At 65.8% G+C, this 17,381-nt stretch carries 12 protein-coding genes; 10 read left to right on the top strand and 2 right to left on the bottom strand.

From position 1 onward, the window contains the following. Positions 1 to 232 precede the first annotated feature (232 nt). Positions 233 to 1,780, bottom strand: a complete 1,548-nt coding sequence (locus tag GGC47_RS00440; protein ID WP_142020473.1) for an MFS transporter — start codon at positions 1,778 to 1,780, stop codon at positions 233 to 235. 158 nt (positions 1,781 to 1,938) lie between these two features. On the opposite strand from GGC47_RS00440, the gene GGC47_RS00435 reads away from it, so the two are divergent. Beyond that, positions 1,939 to 2,868: a LysR family transcriptional regulator gene (locus tag GGC47_RS00435; RefSeq protein ID WP_038361990.1), complete on the top strand. Its 930-nt coding sequence runs from the start codon at positions 1,939 to 1,941 to the stop codon at positions 2,866 to 2,868. A 23-nt stretch (positions 2,869 to 2,891) separates the two neighbouring features. Here the strand turns inward: GGC47_RS00435 and GGC47_RS00430 are convergent, their stop codons facing one another. Further along, the gene (locus tag GGC47_RS00430; RefSeq protein WP_142020474.1) at positions 2,892 to 3,563 is read right to left on the bottom strand and encodes a TetR/AcrR family transcriptional regulator; all 672 of its coding nucleotides are present in this window, start codon (positions 3,561 to 3,563) and stop codon (positions 2,892 to 2,894) included. 223 nt (positions 3,564 to 3,786) lie between these two features. On the opposite strand from GGC47_RS00430, the gene GGC47_RS00425 reads away from it, so the two are divergent. The 9 genes from GGC47_RS00425 (at position 3,787) to GGC47_RS00385 (ending at position 17,351) form a co-directional block, all read left to right on the top strand. Further along, positions 3,787 to 4,797: an efflux RND transporter periplasmic adaptor subunit gene (locus tag GGC47_RS00425; RefSeq protein ID WP_429066433.1), complete on the top strand. Its 1,011-nt coding sequence runs from the start codon at positions 3,787 to 3,789 to the stop codon at positions 4,795 to 4,797. Next, complete coding sequence (locus GGC47_RS00420; protein WP_142020476.1) at positions 4,794 to 5,885, top strand: efflux RND transporter periplasmic adaptor subunit; 1,092 nt, start codon at positions 4,794 to 4,796, stop codon at positions 5,883 to 5,885. Before GGC47_RS00425 ends, GGC47_RS00420 begins: the two co-directional genes overlap by 4 nt. After that, positions 5,882 to 8,980 (top strand): efflux RND transporter permease subunit, encoded by a 3,099-nt coding sequence (locus tag GGC47_RS00415; RefSeq protein ID WP_142020477.1) that lies wholly within the window; start codon positions 5,882 to 5,884, stop codon positions 8,978 to 8,980. The genes GGC47_RS00420 and GGC47_RS00415 overlap by 4 nt, the downstream gene beginning before the upstream one ends. Before the next feature lie 38 nt (positions 8,981 to 9,018). Beyond that, positions 9,019 to 10,293, top strand: a complete 1,275-nt coding sequence (locus GGC47_RS00410) for an alpha/beta hydrolase (protein WP_142020478.1) — start codon at positions 9,019 to 9,021, stop codon at positions 10,291 to 10,293. Positions 10,294 to 10,538: 245 nt separating this feature from the next. Continuing rightward, on the top strand, positions 10,539 to 11,648 hold the full coding sequence (locus GGC47_RS00405; protein WP_142020568.1) for a phosphotransferase enzyme family protein: 1,110 nt from the start codon (positions 10,539 to 10,541) through the stop codon (positions 11,646 to 11,648). A gap of 89 nt (positions 11,649 to 11,737) precedes the next feature. After that, positions 11,738 to 13,066, top strand: a complete 1,329-nt coding sequence (locus tag GGC47_RS00400; RefSeq protein ID WP_142020479.1) for an aspartate aminotransferase family protein — start codon at positions 11,738 to 11,740, stop codon at positions 13,064 to 13,066. Between the two features lie 81 nt (positions 13,067 to 13,147). After that, positions 13,148 to 13,633, top strand: a complete 486-nt coding sequence (locus GGC47_RS00395) for an Lrp/AsnC family transcriptional regulator (RefSeq protein ID WP_038362002.1) — start codon at positions 13,148 to 13,150, stop codon at positions 13,631 to 13,633. A gap of 354 nt (positions 13,634 to 13,987) precedes the next feature. Further along, a complete protein-coding gene (locus tag GGC47_RS00390; protein ID WP_038362005.1) occupies positions 13,988 to 15,652 on the top strand; it encodes an ABC transporter ATP-binding protein in 1,665 nt (554 codons plus the stop codon). A 31-nt stretch (positions 15,653 to 15,683) separates the two neighbouring features. After that, the gene (locus GGC47_RS00385; protein WP_113253279.1) at positions 15,684 to 17,351 is read left to right on the top strand and encodes a peptide ABC transporter substrate-binding protein; all 1,668 of its coding nucleotides are present in this window, start codon (positions 15,684 to 15,686) and stop codon (positions 17,349 to 17,351) included. The last annotated feature ends 30 nt before the right edge of the window (positions 17,352 to 17,381 follow it).

Below are 17,381 nucleotides of genomic sequence, written 5' to 3'. Positions count from 1 at the left end.
TCAGCCCCGGCGGCCGGATCAATCGTGCTGGCCAGCATTCGGGTTCAATTCAGGCTGGCAATCAATACCTTCAGCAAAATAAGTATATCGACCTATGGAGAGGTCGACGATTGTTCAATATTTCTAGCGACCGCTGAATCAAGAGCGAGAACTTGCTGATCAGGGCGCCGCAAGCCACTCGCGGCTTGCGGCGCCCTTGTCGTCCTGGGCGTGCCGCGGGTGGCGAGCCGGGTCAGGCTTGCGATGTGCAGAGGCGCTCTTCCCTCTCCACCACTGGCTCGGTTCCCGTTTCCGCCCTCCGGCCGAGGAAAGCGAAGACGACGATCGCGGTGAGGATCGTGATGGCGCAGAGCATCAGGAGCAATGTCGCGAAGGCGTCGCCATAGCTTTGCATGAGCGCCGCGCGGCTCATCAGCGGCAGGGCGGCCGCGGCCACGATATCGCCGGTGACGAGCAGCTGGGCCGCCGGGCCGGCATGGGCCGCCGCCGCACCAGCCGCCAGATGCCCCGCTGTCAAGGCGGATAACACGGCGCTGACCACGGCGAGCGCCACACCTTCGCCGGCCACACGGGTGGTGCTGAAAATGCCGGTTGCCATGCCGGCGCGCTCCTTGGGCACGACGCTGACGGCAAGCCCGTCCATCAGCCCCCAGGGGAGGCTGATGCCGATGCCGATCAGGGCCATTGGCATGGCGACACCCATTGTCTCGCTTCCGAGCGGCATGCGGCTCAGCCAGAACAAGCCGACAGCGCAGATCAACAAGCCGACGCCGCAGATCGCCGCCGGTGCGAACCAGCGCGTCAGCAGGCCAGCCGCGAAAGGGAGAGCCAGCAAAGGTGCGGAGAGTGCGATCATCAGCCGGCCGGCAGCGATCTCGCTCAGGCCCTCGATGCCGATAAAACGCACCGGCAGCAGGATCAGCAGCACGACGAAGGCATAGGCCGGCGCCGCCGCGAGCAGTTGCACCCCGACGAAGCGGGGGTAGCGGAACAAGGTGAGGTCGAGCATCGGCCGAGCGACGCGCCGTTCGATCACGCCGAAGGCGATGAAGAGCGCGGCGGAGCCCGCCAACAGGGTCATCACGGTCGGCTCGGCCCAGCCGCGCTCCGGCGCCAGCAGGACGCCATAGGTAAAGAGCGCCAGGGCCAGGGTGAAGGAGAGGGCGCCCGGCCAGTCGAGTCCGGTGGCGTCCGGGTCGCGCGTTTCGCGCAGGAAGCGTGCCCCGAGCGCCAGGGCGAGCGCGGCCAGAACGACCACGAGCCCAAAGATGCTGCGCCAGCCGAAGGCATCGATCATTAATCCCGACGCGATCGGTCCGAAGGCAAGGCCGACACCAAAGCTCGTGCCGACGATGCTGAAGGCACGGATGCGCGCGCGCCCCTCGAATTCCTGCGCGAGTGCCGCCATGCCGCCGGAAAAGGCGGCCGCCGCGGCGATGCCCTGGGCCGCCCGCCCCAGATCGAACCAGAGGATGTCGGGTGCAACGGCGAGTGCCGCGGAGATCATCCCGAATGCGCCGACGCCGATGAGGAAGAGGCGCTTGCGGCCATAGGCATCCGCGAGCCCGCCCGCTGCCATCAGGCTCGATCCGAAGGTCAGCATGAAGGCGTTGGTGACCCAGTTGAGTGCGATCGGGCTGCCGCCCAGCGTTTTGCCGATGGCAGGAAGCGCCACAGCCGGCCCCGTGAAGGTGAGTGGCATCGCGGCGGCGGCAAGGCAGACGGAAAGGAGCACGAGCGCCTGTCGGGCCGTGCTCGGCCGCGTGATGGTTTGCGTCATGGATTGGATGCCTTGTTCGACAACGGCGCAGCGACCCCAGCTGGCGCTCGCCTTGCGGTCGAAACAGGATATTATCGATCTAATTGGAGCCAAGTGGCTTCATATTCCGATCATATCGGAAGAATTCGCTCGAATAACCACGTATCGAGGGGGTAAGGATGGATTCGCTGACCGGCCTGACGGCCTTCGTCCGGACCGCCGATTTCGGCAGTTTTGTCGTGGCCGGGCGCGTGCTCGGGCTTTCCGCCTCCGCGGTCGGCAAGGCCGTGACCAAACTCGAACAGCAGCTCGGCATCCGCCTGTTCCAGCGTTCTACGCGCAGCCTGCGCCTGACCGAGGAGGGGCGCGCTTTTCACGAGCGCTGCCGGCGCATTCTCGACGATCTCGACGATGCCCGCGCGATGCTCGCTCACACGATGGATGTGCCGCGTGGACGCCTGCGGATCAGCACGCCGATCGTGAGCTATCATCTGCTCTTGCCGGTTCTGCCGGAGTTCATGGCGCGCTATCCCGAGATCGAGGTCGATCTCGATTTCAACGACCGCCTCGTCGATCTGATCGACGAGGGCGTCGATGTCGCGATTCGCAGCGGAGATCTCCCGGATTCGCGCCTGATGGCGCGGCGGCTGCGCCCATTCCAGCTGCTGCTCTGTGCCGCACCATCCTATCTGGAGCGCCACGGTAAGCCAGAGTGCCCGCGCGACCTCGACGGGCATCTCGGTGTCCGCTTCCGTTTTCCCAACAGCGGCAAGATTCAAGCATGGCCACTCACACTGCCGGCTGGAGAACCGGAGCTGCGCACACGCACGGTCTTGACCTGCAACAACATGGAGGCGCTGCGCGGCTCAACCATCGCTGGCCTCGGTATCGGCTGCATACCGGATTTCCTGGCGCGTGATCCGCTGGCGAAGGGCGAGCTGCACACCCTGCTCGACGAACACATCGACGCTCCCGGCCATTTCAGCCTGATCTGGCCCTCCAGCCGCAATCTCTCGCCGAAGGTCCGCGTCTTCGTCGATTTTATCGGAGAACGCCTGTTTTCAAGCCGCTGCGAAGCGCTTCCTCCGACGGCCGTCGTTCCGGGTTGAGGCGCCTGCGCGCCGGGCAGCTGCTACGTCTCGAACGGTGCGTAAAAGTGAAGGAACAGGTCGATCCCGGCCTTGATCTGCGTCTCGAGCTCGGCCCGGCTCGGCACCGCCGCAGGCAGCAGCAGGCGCGTGATGTCGAGATCGCCTCTGACGAGGCTCAGGAACTGCTTCGCCGCCAGCGTCGGGTTCGGAACATGCAGCTTGCTTGCCCGATGGGCCTCGCCGAGGAAGGCCGCCAGGTGCTCCGTCAGCGCTTTGGGGCCGCTCTCGAAGATGGCGGCGCCGATCGACGGAAATCGCGGCACCACGCCGATGACGGCACGCTGCAGGAACATGGCCTGCTCCGATAGGAAGATGTCGACGAACTTCTCGGCGACGCGCTTGAGCACAGCGGCAATATCGCTTCTGCCGGTTACGATCCGCCCGATCTCATCCGTCATCCGCTCGGCCTCGTCGACGACCACGGCGGTGAACAGCTCTTCCTTGCTGGCGAAATGCGCATAGAGTGTCGCTTTCGACACCGGCGCCTGCCGAGCGACCATGTCCATGCTGACCGTGTCAAAGCCGTGGTCGAGAAAGAGCGCGCGGGCGGCCGCCAGGATCGAGCCGACCTTGCGATCGCGCTGGGTCGGCGCGAGGCCGGCGCTCCGAGGATCTCGAGTTCCACCGCCTCGCGGCGGGGCGCGTGTGGTCATTGATTTTTCTCTAAACTGAACCGTTCAGTTCATGATTGACATATGCCGCCCACTCAAGCAAATGTCAAAACTGAACGGTTCAGTTCAATTTTGACATGGGTGACCGATGCCGATGCGATGGCCGCTTCGCTTCCCTGGACGATCCACCGCCGGCCTTCTGGTTGGTCTTGCCATGGTCCTCGCTGCCTGCGGCGAGGAGAAAAACCCCTCTGCGCGGGCGCCGATGTCCGTCAAGGCCGAGCGCGTATCCGCGTCGCAGCACGCCCTGTCGGTCGCACTGACGGGCGAGGTGAAGGCGCGCGTCCAGAGCGATCTCGCCTTCCGCTTCACCGGCCGCATCGCCGAACGCTTCGTCGAGATCGGCGATCATGTCGAGGCGGGGCAGGTTCTTGCGCGGCTGGAATCGCAGGAGCAGACGGCTGACCTCGCCTCCATGACGGCCGGCGTCCAGTCGGCCGAGGCGACCCTGCGCCAGACGACGGCCGCCTTCGAGCGTCAGAAATCCCTGCTCGCCAACGGTTTCACCACGCAGACCAATTACGACAATGCCCAGCAGGCGATGCAGGCCGCCCGCGCGACGCTCGACGCGGCCCGCTCCAATCTGGGAACGGCCAGGGAGCAGCTCGTCTATACGTCCTTGACCGCGGACGCCTCGGGCGTCGTGGTCGCGCGCAACGCCGAGGCCGGGCAGGTGGTCGAGGCGGCGCAGGCGGTTTTCACCATCGCCCGCGATGGCGAGCGCGATGCGGTCTTCGATGTCTATGAGGGGCTCCTGGCCCAGCGCCCGGCCGACGACACCATCGAGCTCGCGCTCGTCTCCAACCCGGCCGTGCGCGCGACCGGCAAGGTCCGTGAGGTCGCCCCCGCCATCGATCCCGCGACGGGAACCGTTCGCGTCAAGATTTCGATCGACGCGCCACCTCCCGCCATGACCCTGGGCGCGGCCGTCACCGGAATCGGCCGGTTCAAGCCCGACAATGTCTTCGCGCTGCCGGCGAGCGCCTTCTTCACCGAGAACGGCAAGCCCGCCGTCTGGACGGTCGACCCGCGCAGCCATGCCGCCGCGATCAGGCCGATCACGGTCGACAGCTACCGGACGGGCGAGCTGCTGGTCCGCGATGGGCTGGAGGCCGGCGACATTGTCGTGACGGCCGGCACGCAATTGCTCAGGCCGGGCCAGATCGTGAAGCCGCTGCTGCCGGATGCGCAGCCCCGCGAGGAGACCAAGAAATGAGGCGCGCGCTCGTTCTCCTCTCCACCGCGGCCGTCGTCTGCGCGCTGGCCGGCTGCAATGCCGAGGGCGACGCCACCAAGACGAAGACGGTGCCGCGCCCCGTTCTCTCCGTCGTGGTCAAGCCGCAGGAAGACCAGGATGTCGGCTTTGCGGGCACGATCCAGCCGCGTTTCCAGACCGATCGCGGCTTTCGCGTGCTCGGCCGCCTGATCTCGCGCCAGGTCGATATCGGCGACGTCGTCGCCCCGGGGCAGGCGCTGGCGCAGATCGATCCCCAGTTGCTGGATCTTACCGTGCGCGGCAGCGAGGCTGATCTCGCCAAGGCGCAGGCGCAGCTCGCGAACGCCTCTGCCGCCGAGGCCAGGATCAGCACCCTGTTTGCCAAGCAGATCGCGAACCAGGCCGATCTCGATACGGCCAAACAGTCCCTGGAGGCTGCAAGCGCCGGCGTGAAGCAGGCTCAGGCCAGCCTCGACAAGGCGCGCGAGCAGCGCGGCTATGCGGCCCTGACGGCGGACGAGGCCGGCGTGGTCACCAGCGTCAACGCCGAGGTCGGCCAGATGGTCACGGCCGGCCAGAAGGTCATGACGATCGCGCGTACCGACATCCGGGAGGCCGTCGTCGATATTCCCGATGCCACGGCGCGCTCCCTGCGCCAGGGCGAGCCCTTCGCGATCCGTCTGCAGGCGGATCCGTCCGTCACCGCGACCGGCAAGCTGCGCGAGATCGGCCCGCAGGCCGATGCCGCGACGCGCACGCGCCGGGTCAAGATCACGCTCGACCAGAGCGTCGATGCCTTCCGGCTGGGCGCCACCGTCACCGTGCTGCCGACGATGCCCGCAGCGGCGCAGGCGGTGTTCGACATCCCGGCCGCCGCGCTTCTCGAGCGGGACGGCAAGACGTTCGTCTGGCTGCTCGACCCGGGTACCGGAACGGTCCGCTCCTTCGCCGTCGAGGTGGCGGAACGGATCAATGGCAAGGCCCGGATCGTCGGGCAGTTGGCGGCTGGCGCGCGCATCGTCGTCGCCGGCGTCAACAGCCTGTCCGAAGGACAGAGCGTCAAGTTCGATGAAGGAGCCGCCCGGTGAAGCGCTTCAACCTCTCCGATTGGGCGCTGCAGCACCGCTCGCTCGTCTGGTATTTCATGATCGTGGCCTCGCTCGCCGGGCTGTTCTCCTATTTCAACCTCGGCCGGGCGGAAGATCCCGATTTCACCATCAAGACGATGATCATCCAGGCGCGCTGGCCCGGCGCGACCGTGGAGGACGTGATCGGCCAGGTCACCGACCGCATCGAGAAGAAGCTCGAGGAGCTCGACTCCTTCGACTACGCCAAGAGCCTCAACATGCCCGGGCAGACGACGATCTTCGTCAACCTCAAGGACACGACCAAGGCCAAGGACATCCCCGCGATCTGGGTCAAGATCCGCAACATGATCGGGGACATCAAGAGCCAGTTCCCCGATGGGGTCGTCGGTCCGAGCTTCAACGACAATTTCGGCGACGTCTACGGCAACATCTACGCCTTCACCGCAGACGGCTTCAGCCAGCGGCAATTGCGCGACTATGTCGAGGATGTCCGCGCCAAGGTTCTGACCGTGCCCAATGTCGGCAAGGTCGATCTTGTCGGCGCGCAGGACGAGGTGATCTATCTCGAATTCTCGACGCGCCAGATCGCGGCGCTGGGCCTGACCCAGCAGCTCGTGGTCGACACCATCCGGGCGCAGAACGCGATCGCGCCGTCGGGCACGATCGAGGCAAAGGGCGAGCGCATCAGTGTGCGCGTCGGCGGGCAATTCACCTCCGAGGACAGCCTGCGGGCGATCAACCTGCGGATCAACGACCGTTTCTTTCGCCTGGGCGACGTCGCCACCATCAGCCGCGGCTATGTCGACCCGCCGACTTCGCTCTTCCGCGTCGACGGCAAGCCGGCGATCGGGCTGGCCATCGGCATGAAGCCGAACGCCAATCTCCTGCATTTCGGCGAGGCGCTGAAGGCCGAGATGACGAAGATCGAGAACGAATTGCCGATCGGCATCGGCGTGCATCTGGTCTCCGACCAGCCTGCCATCGTCGAGGAAGCCGTCGGCGGCTTCACCAAGGCGCTGTTCGAGGCGGTTGCGATCGTGCTGATCGTCAGCTTCGTCAGCCTGGGCATGCGGGCCGGGCTCGTCGTGGCGCTGACGATCCCGCTCGTGCTCGCCATCACCTTCGTCTTCATGGAGATCTTCGGCATCTCGCTGCAGCGCATCTCGCTCGGCGCGCTGATCATCGCGCTCGGCCTGCTGGTCGACGACGCGATGATCGCGGTCGAGATGATGGTGGCGCGGCTCGAGGTCGGCGACACGCTCACCAAGGCTGCGACCTACGTCTATACCTCGACCGCCTTCCCGATGCTGACGGGCACGCTGGTGACGGTGGCGAGCTTCATCCCCGTCGGCCTCAACGGCAGCGCGGCCGGCGAATTCACCTTCACGCTCTTCGTCGTGATCGCGGTCTCGCTGCTGGTCTCCTGGGTGGTCGCGGTGCTCTTCGCGCCACTGCTCGGCGTCACCCTGCTGCCCAAGACGATGAAGCAGCATCATGATGGGCCCGGCCGCTTCACCCGCGCCTTCAACGCGCTGCTGCGCCTCTGCGTGCGCCGGAAATGGCTGACCATCGCCGCGACCGTGCTGATGTTCGCCCTCTCGGTCGGTGCCATGCGGTTCGTCCAGCAGCAGTTCTTCCCCTCATCGGACCGGCGCGAGCTGATCGTCGACTGGACGGTGGCGCAGAATGCCTCGATCACCGAGACCCGCGCCCAGATGGACCGCTTCGAGAAGATCGCGCTCGTCGGCGAGCCGGATATCGAGCGCTGGTCGTCCTATGTCGGCCAGGGCGCAATGCGCTTCGTGCTGTCCTATGATGTGCAGCCTGCCAGCCCGAATTTCGGCCAGATCGTCATCGTGACCCATGATCTGGCGGCGCGGGAGCGGCTGCGCACCAAGCTCGACGACATCATCGCGCGCGAATTCGTCGGCACCGACGCCTTCGTGCATCTGCTCGACATCGGCCCGCCCGTGGGCCGTCCGGTGCAGTATCGCGTCAGCGGACCCGACATCCAGACGGTCAGGACGCTGGCGCAGAACGTCGCGAGCACGCTCGGGCAGAACCCCAATCTCGGCGACATCGTCTATGACTGGAACGAGCCCGGCCGCGTCGTGAAGGTCGATGTGCTGCAGGACAAGGCGGCCCAGCTCGGCATCACCTCCGAGACGATCGCGACGGCGCTGAACAGCATCGTCGGCGGCGCGACGGTGACGCAGGTGCGCGACAGCATCTATCTGATCAATGTCGTCGGCCGGGCGCTCGACAACGAGCGCTCCTCGATCGACACGCTGCAGAACCTGCAGATCCAGACCAGCGCCGGAAAAACCGTGCCGCTCGCTGCGGTTGCCAATTTCCGCTACGAATCCGAGCAGCCGGTCGTCTGGCGGCGCGGCCGCCTGCCGACCGTCACGGTGAAGGCGAGCGTCACGACGGCGTTGCAGCCGGCGACCGTCGTCCAGCAGCTCGCCCCGGCCCTGACCCGGATCAGCGAGACCTTGCCCGCCGGCTACAAGATCGTCACCGGCGGCGCGGTCGAGGAGAGCGCCAAGGGCCAGGGCCCGATCGTCGCGATCGTCCCGCTGATGCTGTTTGCGATGGCGACGATCCTGATGATCCAGCTCCAGAGCTTCCAGCGGCTGTTCCTCGTCGTCATCGTCGCGCCTCTGGGATTGATCGGCGTGGTTGCCGCGCTCGTGCCCAGCGGCGCGCCGCTCGGCTTTGTCGCCATCCTCGGCGTGCTGGCGCTGATCGGCATCCTGATCCGCAACTCCGTCATCCTCGTCATCCAGATCGAGCATCTGCGCGAGGAGGGCAGGGATGGCTGGTCGGCCGTGGTCGAGGCGACGGAGCACCGCATGCGCCCGATCATGCTGACGGCGGCGGCCGCGAGCCTGGCGCTGATCCCGATCGCGCGCGAGGTGTTCTGGGGCCCGATGGCCTACGCCATGATGGGCGGGATCATCGTCGGAACGGTGCTGACGCTGCTGTTCCTGCCGGCGCTCTATGTCGCCTGGTTCCGCTTCGAGGAGCCGAAGGGACAGGGCGAGCCCGAGACCTCCGGGCAGGAGACTGCCGCGCCTGCGCCGGCGCACTGAGCCGACGCGCGCCGCGACCTCATGGAGCCGGGTTCGAGATGATCGAGCATCGCATCGCCGCCGATCCGCGCCCTCCGCGCCGCCCGGCTTCCGCCCGGTTGCGCCTGGTGCGGGCCGTCTCGCTCTTCGCCGCCCTCGCGCTGCTCACAGCCTGCGCGACGCGGCAGGAAAGCGTCCTCCGCCCGGTGTCGGCGGCTGCGGCAGACACCAGCCGGGTCGACATCCTCGCCGTGACGACGCGTCAGGCGGCGCAGGATCCGGGCCTGCTCTATTCCGGCGAGCGCGGCGACGCGATCTCTTTCGACAGCATCGAGGTTTCGATCCCGCCCGATCGCAACCGCAGGGCCGGGGAGATCCAGTGGCCAGCGCAGGCCGAGGCGAATCCGGAGCGGGAGTTCGCGGTGCTCGGCGTCCGCAAGGCGCAGTCCGAGCGGCAGATGCTCGACTGGTTTCGCAGGAATCGCAACGCCAAGCGGCAGGCGCTCATCTTCGTCCACGGCTTCAACAACACCTATGCTGACGCCGTCTTTCGCCTCGCCCAGCTCAAGCATGATGCCGGGATCACGGCGGCTCCGATCCTGTTCACCTGGCCCTCGCGCGCCAATGTCTTCGACTATCTCTACGACAAGGAGAGCACCACCTATTCGCGGAGCGCCCTGGAAGACCTGATCATCGAGGCGTCGAAAAGCCCGGATGTCGGCGAGATCACGATCCTCGCGCATTCCATGGGAACCTGGCTCGCGATGGAAGCGCTGCGAGGCGTCGCTATGCGCAAGGGGAGCATTCCCACCAAGGTCGATAACGTCGTTCTCGCATCGCCGGACATCGACGTCGACGTGTTCCGGCGCCAGATGATCGAGATGGGGGCGAAGCGCCCGCACTTCACCATCTTCACATCGACCAGTGACAAGGCTCTCGAAGTCTCGCGCTGGCTCTCGGGCGGCGTCAACCGCGTTGGAGGCGCCGATCCCGCCCCCTATGCGGATGCGATCAAGCAGCTCGGCATCACCGTAATCGATACCAGCGCCTCAAACTCGAACGACGCGCTCGGCCATAATGCGTTCGCCGACAGTCCCGAAATCATCGCCCTGCTGGGGCGGCGCCTATCCGGGCAGTCGTTGCAGTCCGATCCCGCCGATCTGGCCAGCCGCGTACAGGCCATCGCCGCCGGATCGGTCAATCTCGCCGGCTCCGCGACCAGAATGGCCACGAAGCTTCCCATGGCTGCCGTCAGCCGGCCCGGCCTAAATATGCTGGGAGAACAACCGTTTGGAATGCAAACCCGGATCATCGACGGCCGAATCAGCTACTAGGCCGCAGCTCTGTCATTGGGTGCTGCTGGCGGCCGATGTCCCGCACTCCACTGGTCGGTGTCTTGGTTGCCTCCGGCCGCGCGTCGCCGGGCCGAACATTCTGCCGAAGCCTGGGTCGGAGCGGAATTTTGCGCTCGCGAGGCCGCGATTTCGGCAGTTCTTGCGAGCGTTACGACCTTATCAAAATGGATGTGCGAACCATCCTTCAGGCGAGGTCGAGCATTGCCCACGATTGCGAGGCCGTCATGAGGACGGCGCCCGGCTCGCCGGCTTCCGATGAGGCCGACCGGCAGACGGCCGTTGAGCGCAGCTCGGCGCCGGCAGGCGGGCGGGACGCCTATTTCGACGCGGCCGCGGCCGTTCTCGCCACGGCTCCCGTCGCGCTCGACGACGGTCTTCTGGCCGAGGTTCTGATGCGCCATTACGGGCTGAGCGGGCGCATCGAGCTGCTGTCGTCGGAGGTCGAGAGCACCGCCGAGGTCCTCCTTCCCGATTCCCTTCGGCTGATCCTGAAGGCATCGCCCCGGATCGAGGCGATCGACAGCTTTCGCTTCCAGTCCGCCGCGATCAGCGCGGTCGAGAAGTCCCATGGTTTCCTCTCGCCGCAGGTGATCCGGACAGTTCGCGGAGACTTGACGTTCCGGCAGGATGGGTTGTCCGGCTACCTTCAGACCCGGCTCGCGGGCCAGCCCCTCCGCCAGACGCCGATGTCTCCCGAAGCGGCTCGACATGCGGGAGAGGCGCTGGCTCATCTCGACATTGCCCTGCGCGACGCACACGGCCTGCCGGCCGTCGACAGGCCCGTGCTGTGGCAGATCGGCTGCTGGCCCCGGCTTGCCGCGTTCCAGCGTTATCTGGCGCCGGGCCGGACGGCGGATGCGGTCCAGGCAGCGCTTTGGGACTACCTCGCCACGGTCGAGCCCAGGATCGGCGCCCTCGACTGGCAGGTCACGCACAACGATCCGAGCCCGTTCAACATGCTGCTCGCCGAGGACGGTGTTGCCTTCATCGATTTCGGCGATGGCTGCCGGGGACCGCGAATCCAGGATCTCGCCATCGCAGCCAGCCACATGGTGAGCGACCCTGCGCTGCCGCTCGGCGGCGCGGAGAGCCTGATCGCCGGATACGCCTCGGTCTGCCCGCTCTCGCCGCTCGAGACTGATCTACTCGTCGGGTTGATGAAGGCGCGCCAGAGCGCGCTGATCCTGATCAATGCCTGGCGGTCGCACCTCTTTCCGGAGCATGCGGCCTATATCAATAAGAACGTCGCTCGAGCCGAGAATGGGCTGTCGATCCTGTCCCGCCTCGATAGGGAGGCCGCGCGGACGATCGTTGCCGAAGCGGCTTCCTCATGACACCCGGGGAGGCCGCGCCGTCAGCCGTCGTCGCAGTCGTTTCGCTGCTTCCCGCTCCCAACCCTCTTGCCATGTGATAGGCCAAACGGATGTCCGTCGATCTCATGCCGAACCGCTACATGCCCGGCGAAGCCGATCTCGCAGAGCGCGAGGCGGGTCTGATCGCTCGCCGCGACAAGGTGCTCGGCTCGTCCTATCGCCTTCAATATCGGCGCCCCGTTCACTTCGTCCGGGGCGAGGGAATGTGGCTGTACGACCCCGACGGCCGCGCCTATCTCGATTTCTACAACAACGTCCCCTCGCTCGGGCACTGCAATCCCGAGGTCAATGCGGCGATGGCCGAGCAGGCCGGGCGCATCAGCGCCAATACCCGCTATCTCGAGCCGAGGCTGGTCGATTATGCCGAGCGGCTGGTCGCGACATTCCCGACGGAGCTCGACCGCGTCGTCTTCACCTGCACGGGCAGCGAATCCAACGATCTCGCCTTGAGGATCGCGCGGCTGGTCAGCGGCAAGGATGGCGTCATCGTCTCGTCCTATGCCTATCATGGCACGAGCGCCGCCGCCGCGATGGTTTCGCCGAATCTCGGCGAGGCGGTCAAGCTCAGCCCCTCGGTGCGCATGATCGCGCTGCCCGGGCCTGCCGGCGTCGCGGAAGCGGAGGCGCCCGCATTCTTCGAGGCGCAGGTGAGAGCCGCGATCAAGGATCTCGACCGGCGCGGAATCGGCGTCGCGGCCATTCTGATCGACAGCATCTTCTCGAGCGACGGCGTCTGGATCGATCCGCCGGGGTTCATTGCGGGCGCCATCGCGGCGGTGCGAGAGGCGGGCGGGCTCTTCATCGCCGACGAGGTTCAGCCCGGCTTCGGGCGAACGGGCGATCATATGTGGGGCTTCGAGCGGCACGCCGTGGTGCCGGATCTGGTCACCCTCGGCAAGCCGATGGGCAACGGCTTTCCGATCGGCGGGGTCGTCGGCCGGCATGCGGCCATGGATCGCTTCGGCGCCACCGCCCGCTATTCCAATACATTCGCCGGAAACACCGTCGGCATCGCGACAGCCGACGCGGTTCTCACGATCCTGCAGCGCGATCGCATCCTCGACAGCGTCGTCGCCATGGGCGAGCGGCTGAGCCAGGGTCTGCAGCGGATCGCGGGCGCGTCGAGCGGCATTCTGGCGGTTCGCCATGCCGGTCTGTTCTTCGGCATCGACATCGGCCATGACGGCATGTCTGCATCGCAGCGGCGCGCCATGGCACTCGATGTCGTCAACGCGATGCGCGATGACGGCGTGCTGATCAGCACCACCGGGGCAAACGAGGACACGCTCAAGGTCCGACCCCCGCTGGTCTGCCAGGCGGAGCACGTGGACCGTTTTCTCGTTTCGCTCCAGGCTGCGGTCGCCTCCTGCCCCGCTTGAACCGGGGCCGTCTTCCGAACCAGCCCCATCGTCGCCGGACTGTTTCTGGTACGCCGCTCGCTCCAGGACTATCATCGAGCCATGGGATCTCTCGTTTCACTCGACCGGTTCGACCTTAAGATCCTCGATCACCTTCAGCGCAATGGCCATTGCTCGAATGTCGAGCTGGCCGCGGCGGTCGGGCTGACGCCGAGCCCTTGCCTCGCCCGAATGAAACGCCTGCAGGAATCCGGCGTGATCCGCGGCTTCGATGCCGTGATCGACCTTGCGCGGCTGGGGCATTTCATCACGGCCTTCACCGAAATCACGATCAGCGAGCATCGGCGCGACAGTTTCCGGCTGTTCGAGGCGGCGGCCGAGCGCTGCCCGGAGATTATCGAGTGCTACAACGTGACCGGCGGATGCGACTACATCCTCAAAATCGTCGCCCCGAGCATCGCCGATTTCAGTGCGATCCTCGACAATCTCCTTGAGCTCGACATCGGCATCATCAAGTTCTCGAACCGGATCGTCCTGAGGCAGCCCTTCGAGGCGCGAAAGATGCAGCTGGCGCTGACCGGCGGATAAAGCCGGCAGCATGGTCCGGGGCAGGGCCGCCGTGCCTGGTGCCGCGTCCGGCCTTGGTGGTCGCCTCGAGACCGGGCAGGCCCGAAGATGGGTGCGCCTCTGCAACGCGCGATGATGGCCCGTTGCCCGCACTGATTCCCGAGAAATCGCGACAGCAGAGCCTGCACCGCCGCCAGCGCGTGCTTCGGCGGATAAGGGCGCGTCGCATAACTCTGCCGGTCGTCGTTCTGGCGATGCTTTCTGCTGTTGAGGTTGGCCCTTTCGACAAATTCTGCCGGAGCGGTTGGGTGACCATGGGGGATCGGCAATTACGAGCTGTCTCGATCGCAACGTCCTGAAAGGAGCCGCAGCCCCATGAGCGCTGGCAAAACGACTGGGGCTGCCCAAGATGTCGCGCTTGCGATTCGCGGCCTGACGCTCAGTCTGCCGCGCAATATGGAGCGGGCGCACGCCGTCAGCGACGTTTCGTTCGATCTGAGACGCGGTCAAATCCTCTGCATCATCGGGGAATCCGGTTCCGGCAAATCGGTTTCCGCCAATGCCGTCATGGGGCTTCTTCCTCGGTCTATCCGTGTGACGGCCGGCGAGATCCTGCTCGAAGGACAGAATATCGTCGGCCTGCCGCCCGACAGGCTCCGCGAGATCCGGGGCAGGGTCGTCTCGATGATCTTCCAAGATCCGTTGTCCGCCTTGAATCCGCTGATGACGGTGGGCCAACAGGTTGACGAGGTTCTGGCGGTGCACGGGGTCGGAACGCCGCAGACGCGGCGCGAACGCACGCTCGAACTCCTGACCGAAGTCGGCCTGCCGAGCCCGGAGCTCACCTATCAGCAATATCCGTTCAGATTGTCGGGCGGGCAGCGCCAGCGGGTCATGATCGCGATGGCGCTCGCCCTGGAGCCCTCCATCCTGATCGCGGACGAGCCGACGACCGCCTTGGACGTGACGACCCAGGCCCAGATCCTCAAGCTGATCCGGGACATCCAGCGCCGCAAGAACATGAGCGTGATGTTCATCACCCATGATTTCGGCGTCGTGTCGGAGATCGCCGACAGCGTCGTCGTGATGGAGAAGGGGCAGATCGTCGAGCAGGGCAGCGCGGACAAGGTGCTCAAGACGCCGAGCCATCCCTATACGCAGCGTCTGATCGCCGCGGTCCCGCATCTGACGGGCCAGAACCGCCCGGCGCTCGATGTCGCCGCGAGCGAGCCGGTCCTGAAGGTCGAGGGCCTGCTCAAAACCTACCGCAGCGGCAGTGCGTTCATGGGGACCCTGCGCGAGGTCGCGGCGGTCAACGAGGTGTCCTTCGATCTGGCGGCCGGGCAGACGCTGGGCATCGTCGGCGAAAGCGGCTCGGGCAAGTCGTCGCTCGGCCGGCTGCTGCTCAAGCTGATGGACAGCGACGGGGGGCGGATCGTCTTCGAGGGGACCGACATCGCGAGGATGCCGGAACCGGAGTTCCGGCGACTGCGGCCCCGGATCCAGATGGTGTTCCAGGACCCTTCGGCTTCGCTGAACCCGCGTTCCACGATCGGCCGGATTCTGACGGTCGGTCCCGTCGCGCATGGCACGCCCTATGCCGAGGCCAGGGACGAGGCCCGCGCGCTCTTGAAGCGCGTCGGTCTCGATGGTGGAGCGTTCGATCGCTATCCGCACGAATTCTCCGGCGGGCAGCGGCAACGTATCGGCATCGCCCGGGCCTTGATGTTCAGGCCGAAGCTGCTCGTGGCCGACGAGGCCGTCTCGGCACTCGACGTCTCGATTCAGGCCCAGATCCTGAAGCTTCTCGATGACATCCAGCGCGAAACCGGCGTCTCGATGGTCTTCATCACGCATGACCTGCGTGTCGCGAGCCAGATCTGCGACGAGATCGTGGTCATGCACAAGGGCAAGATCGTCGAGCGGGGGCAGCCCTCGCAGATCTTCCTGGACCCGACTTCCGCCTACACCCGCGAACTGGTCGCCGCCATCCCCGGCGAAAGGCCAGACGGGGGCGGCCGGATCGCCTTGGCGGGCTGACAACCAAGCAACCAAAAGAGGGAAACGACAGATGACGAAACCGATTGATACCAAGGCCGGATGGTCGCGTCGCGATGCCATGCGCCTGGCCGCCATCGGCGGCCTCGGCCTCGCGGCTCCGAATCTTCTGGGTCGCCCGGCCTTCGGCCAGACCCCGCCGCAGAAGCCCGCCGGCCGTGTCGTCGTGGGCATGTCGCAGGAGCCGACCGTCCTCAACCCGCTGATGGTCAAGATCGAGGTTGACGACGGCGTGCACTTCTCGCTGTTCGACGCCCTGTTCCGGGTCGATCCGAAAGGCGTGATCCAGCCCAATCTCGCGCGCGAGGTGCCCAGCCAGCAGAATGGCGGGATTTCGCAGGACGGCCTGCAATGGCGCGTGAAGCTGCGGGACAATGTGCGCTGGCATGACGGCAAGCCGTTCACCGCCGAGGACGTCAAGTTCACGCTCGAACTGATCGTCAATCCGAAGTTCCGCAGCTGGCGTACGCTTGGACACGCGCTGGTCCGCGACATCACGATCGTGTCTCCGACCGAGATCCAGTGGCGTATGGAGCAGCCCTTCGCGCCCTATCTGTCCTTCCTGACGGAGACCTTCATCGTCCCGAAGCACGCCTTCGACGGAGAGGCGGATGTCAACAATGCGGCCTTCAACCGTGCTCCGATCGGAACCGGCGCCTTTAAATTCGGCAAGCGCGTCGCCGGCGATCATGTCGAGCTGGTGGCCAACCCCGATTATTTCGGCGAGGGGCCCTATCTCGAGCGGCTGATCTTCAAATACATCCCCGACTCGACGGTGCTCTACACGCAGCTGAAAAGCGGCGATATCGACATGATCGGCCAGCAGTACATTCCGGCGAACTATTTCGAGGAGGCCAAGAAACTTCCCAACCTCGCCGTGGAGAAGGTGCTCCGGTCGAATATCGAGTCGATCTACTTCAATCTCGACCGGCCGCAGTTCAAGGAACTCGTCGTCAGGCAGGCGATCTATACGGCCATCGATCGCAAGTCGATCATCGATGCCCTCTATTACGGCATGCCGGCTCCGACCGAGACCTTCATGCCCAAGCAGTCCGCCTATTACAATCCGAACCTGCCGGTCCAGGAATTCGACCTCAAGAAGGCGGCCAAGATGCTGGAAGATGCCGGCTGGAAGAAGGGGCCGGACGGAATTCGCGCCAAGGACGGCGTCAAGCTGTCCTTCGCGAATTCGACGACGGCCGGCGATCAGCTGCGCGAGCAGCTCCAGCAGTTCGTCAAGCAGAGCCTCGCCGAGATCGGCGTCGAGATGAAGATCTCGAACCTTCCCGCGGCGGTGATCTGGGGCGATTTCTGGCAGCAGTCGCAATTCGACACGGCGATCGTCGGCATCACCTTCCTGATCGGCGCGGATCCCGACGTCACCAACCGCTTCAGCTCCAAGGCCATCCCGGCCAAGGGCGGGCGCGGCTCGAACAATGCCCAATACGTCAACCCCGAGGTGGACGCGCTCCTCGAGCAGGGCACCCGCACCTTCGATCCGGAGGCGCGCCGCCCGATCTACAACAAGATCCAGGAACTCGTGCGGCGGGATCTGCCCTTCATGCCGATCTACCAGACCGAGGCCGGCTACGGTCGCAAGAAGAAGATCCAGGGCTTTCAGGCCAATCCCAACACGCGCACCGAATCCTGGGATGCGGCGCATTGGTACTGGATGAGCTGAACTGCCCCCCGCGTCGCTCGCTGACATCGG

The sequence above is a fragment of the Allobosea sp. OAE752 genome, assembly GCF_050433265.1.
In the GTDB taxonomy this organism is placed as follows: domain Bacteria; phylum Pseudomonadota; class Alphaproteobacteria; order Rhizobiales; family Beijerinckiaceae; genus Allobosea; species Allobosea spartocytisi.
Note: the sequence above shows the minus strand (reverse complement) of the source record. Positions and strands in the feature narration are given on the sequence as shown.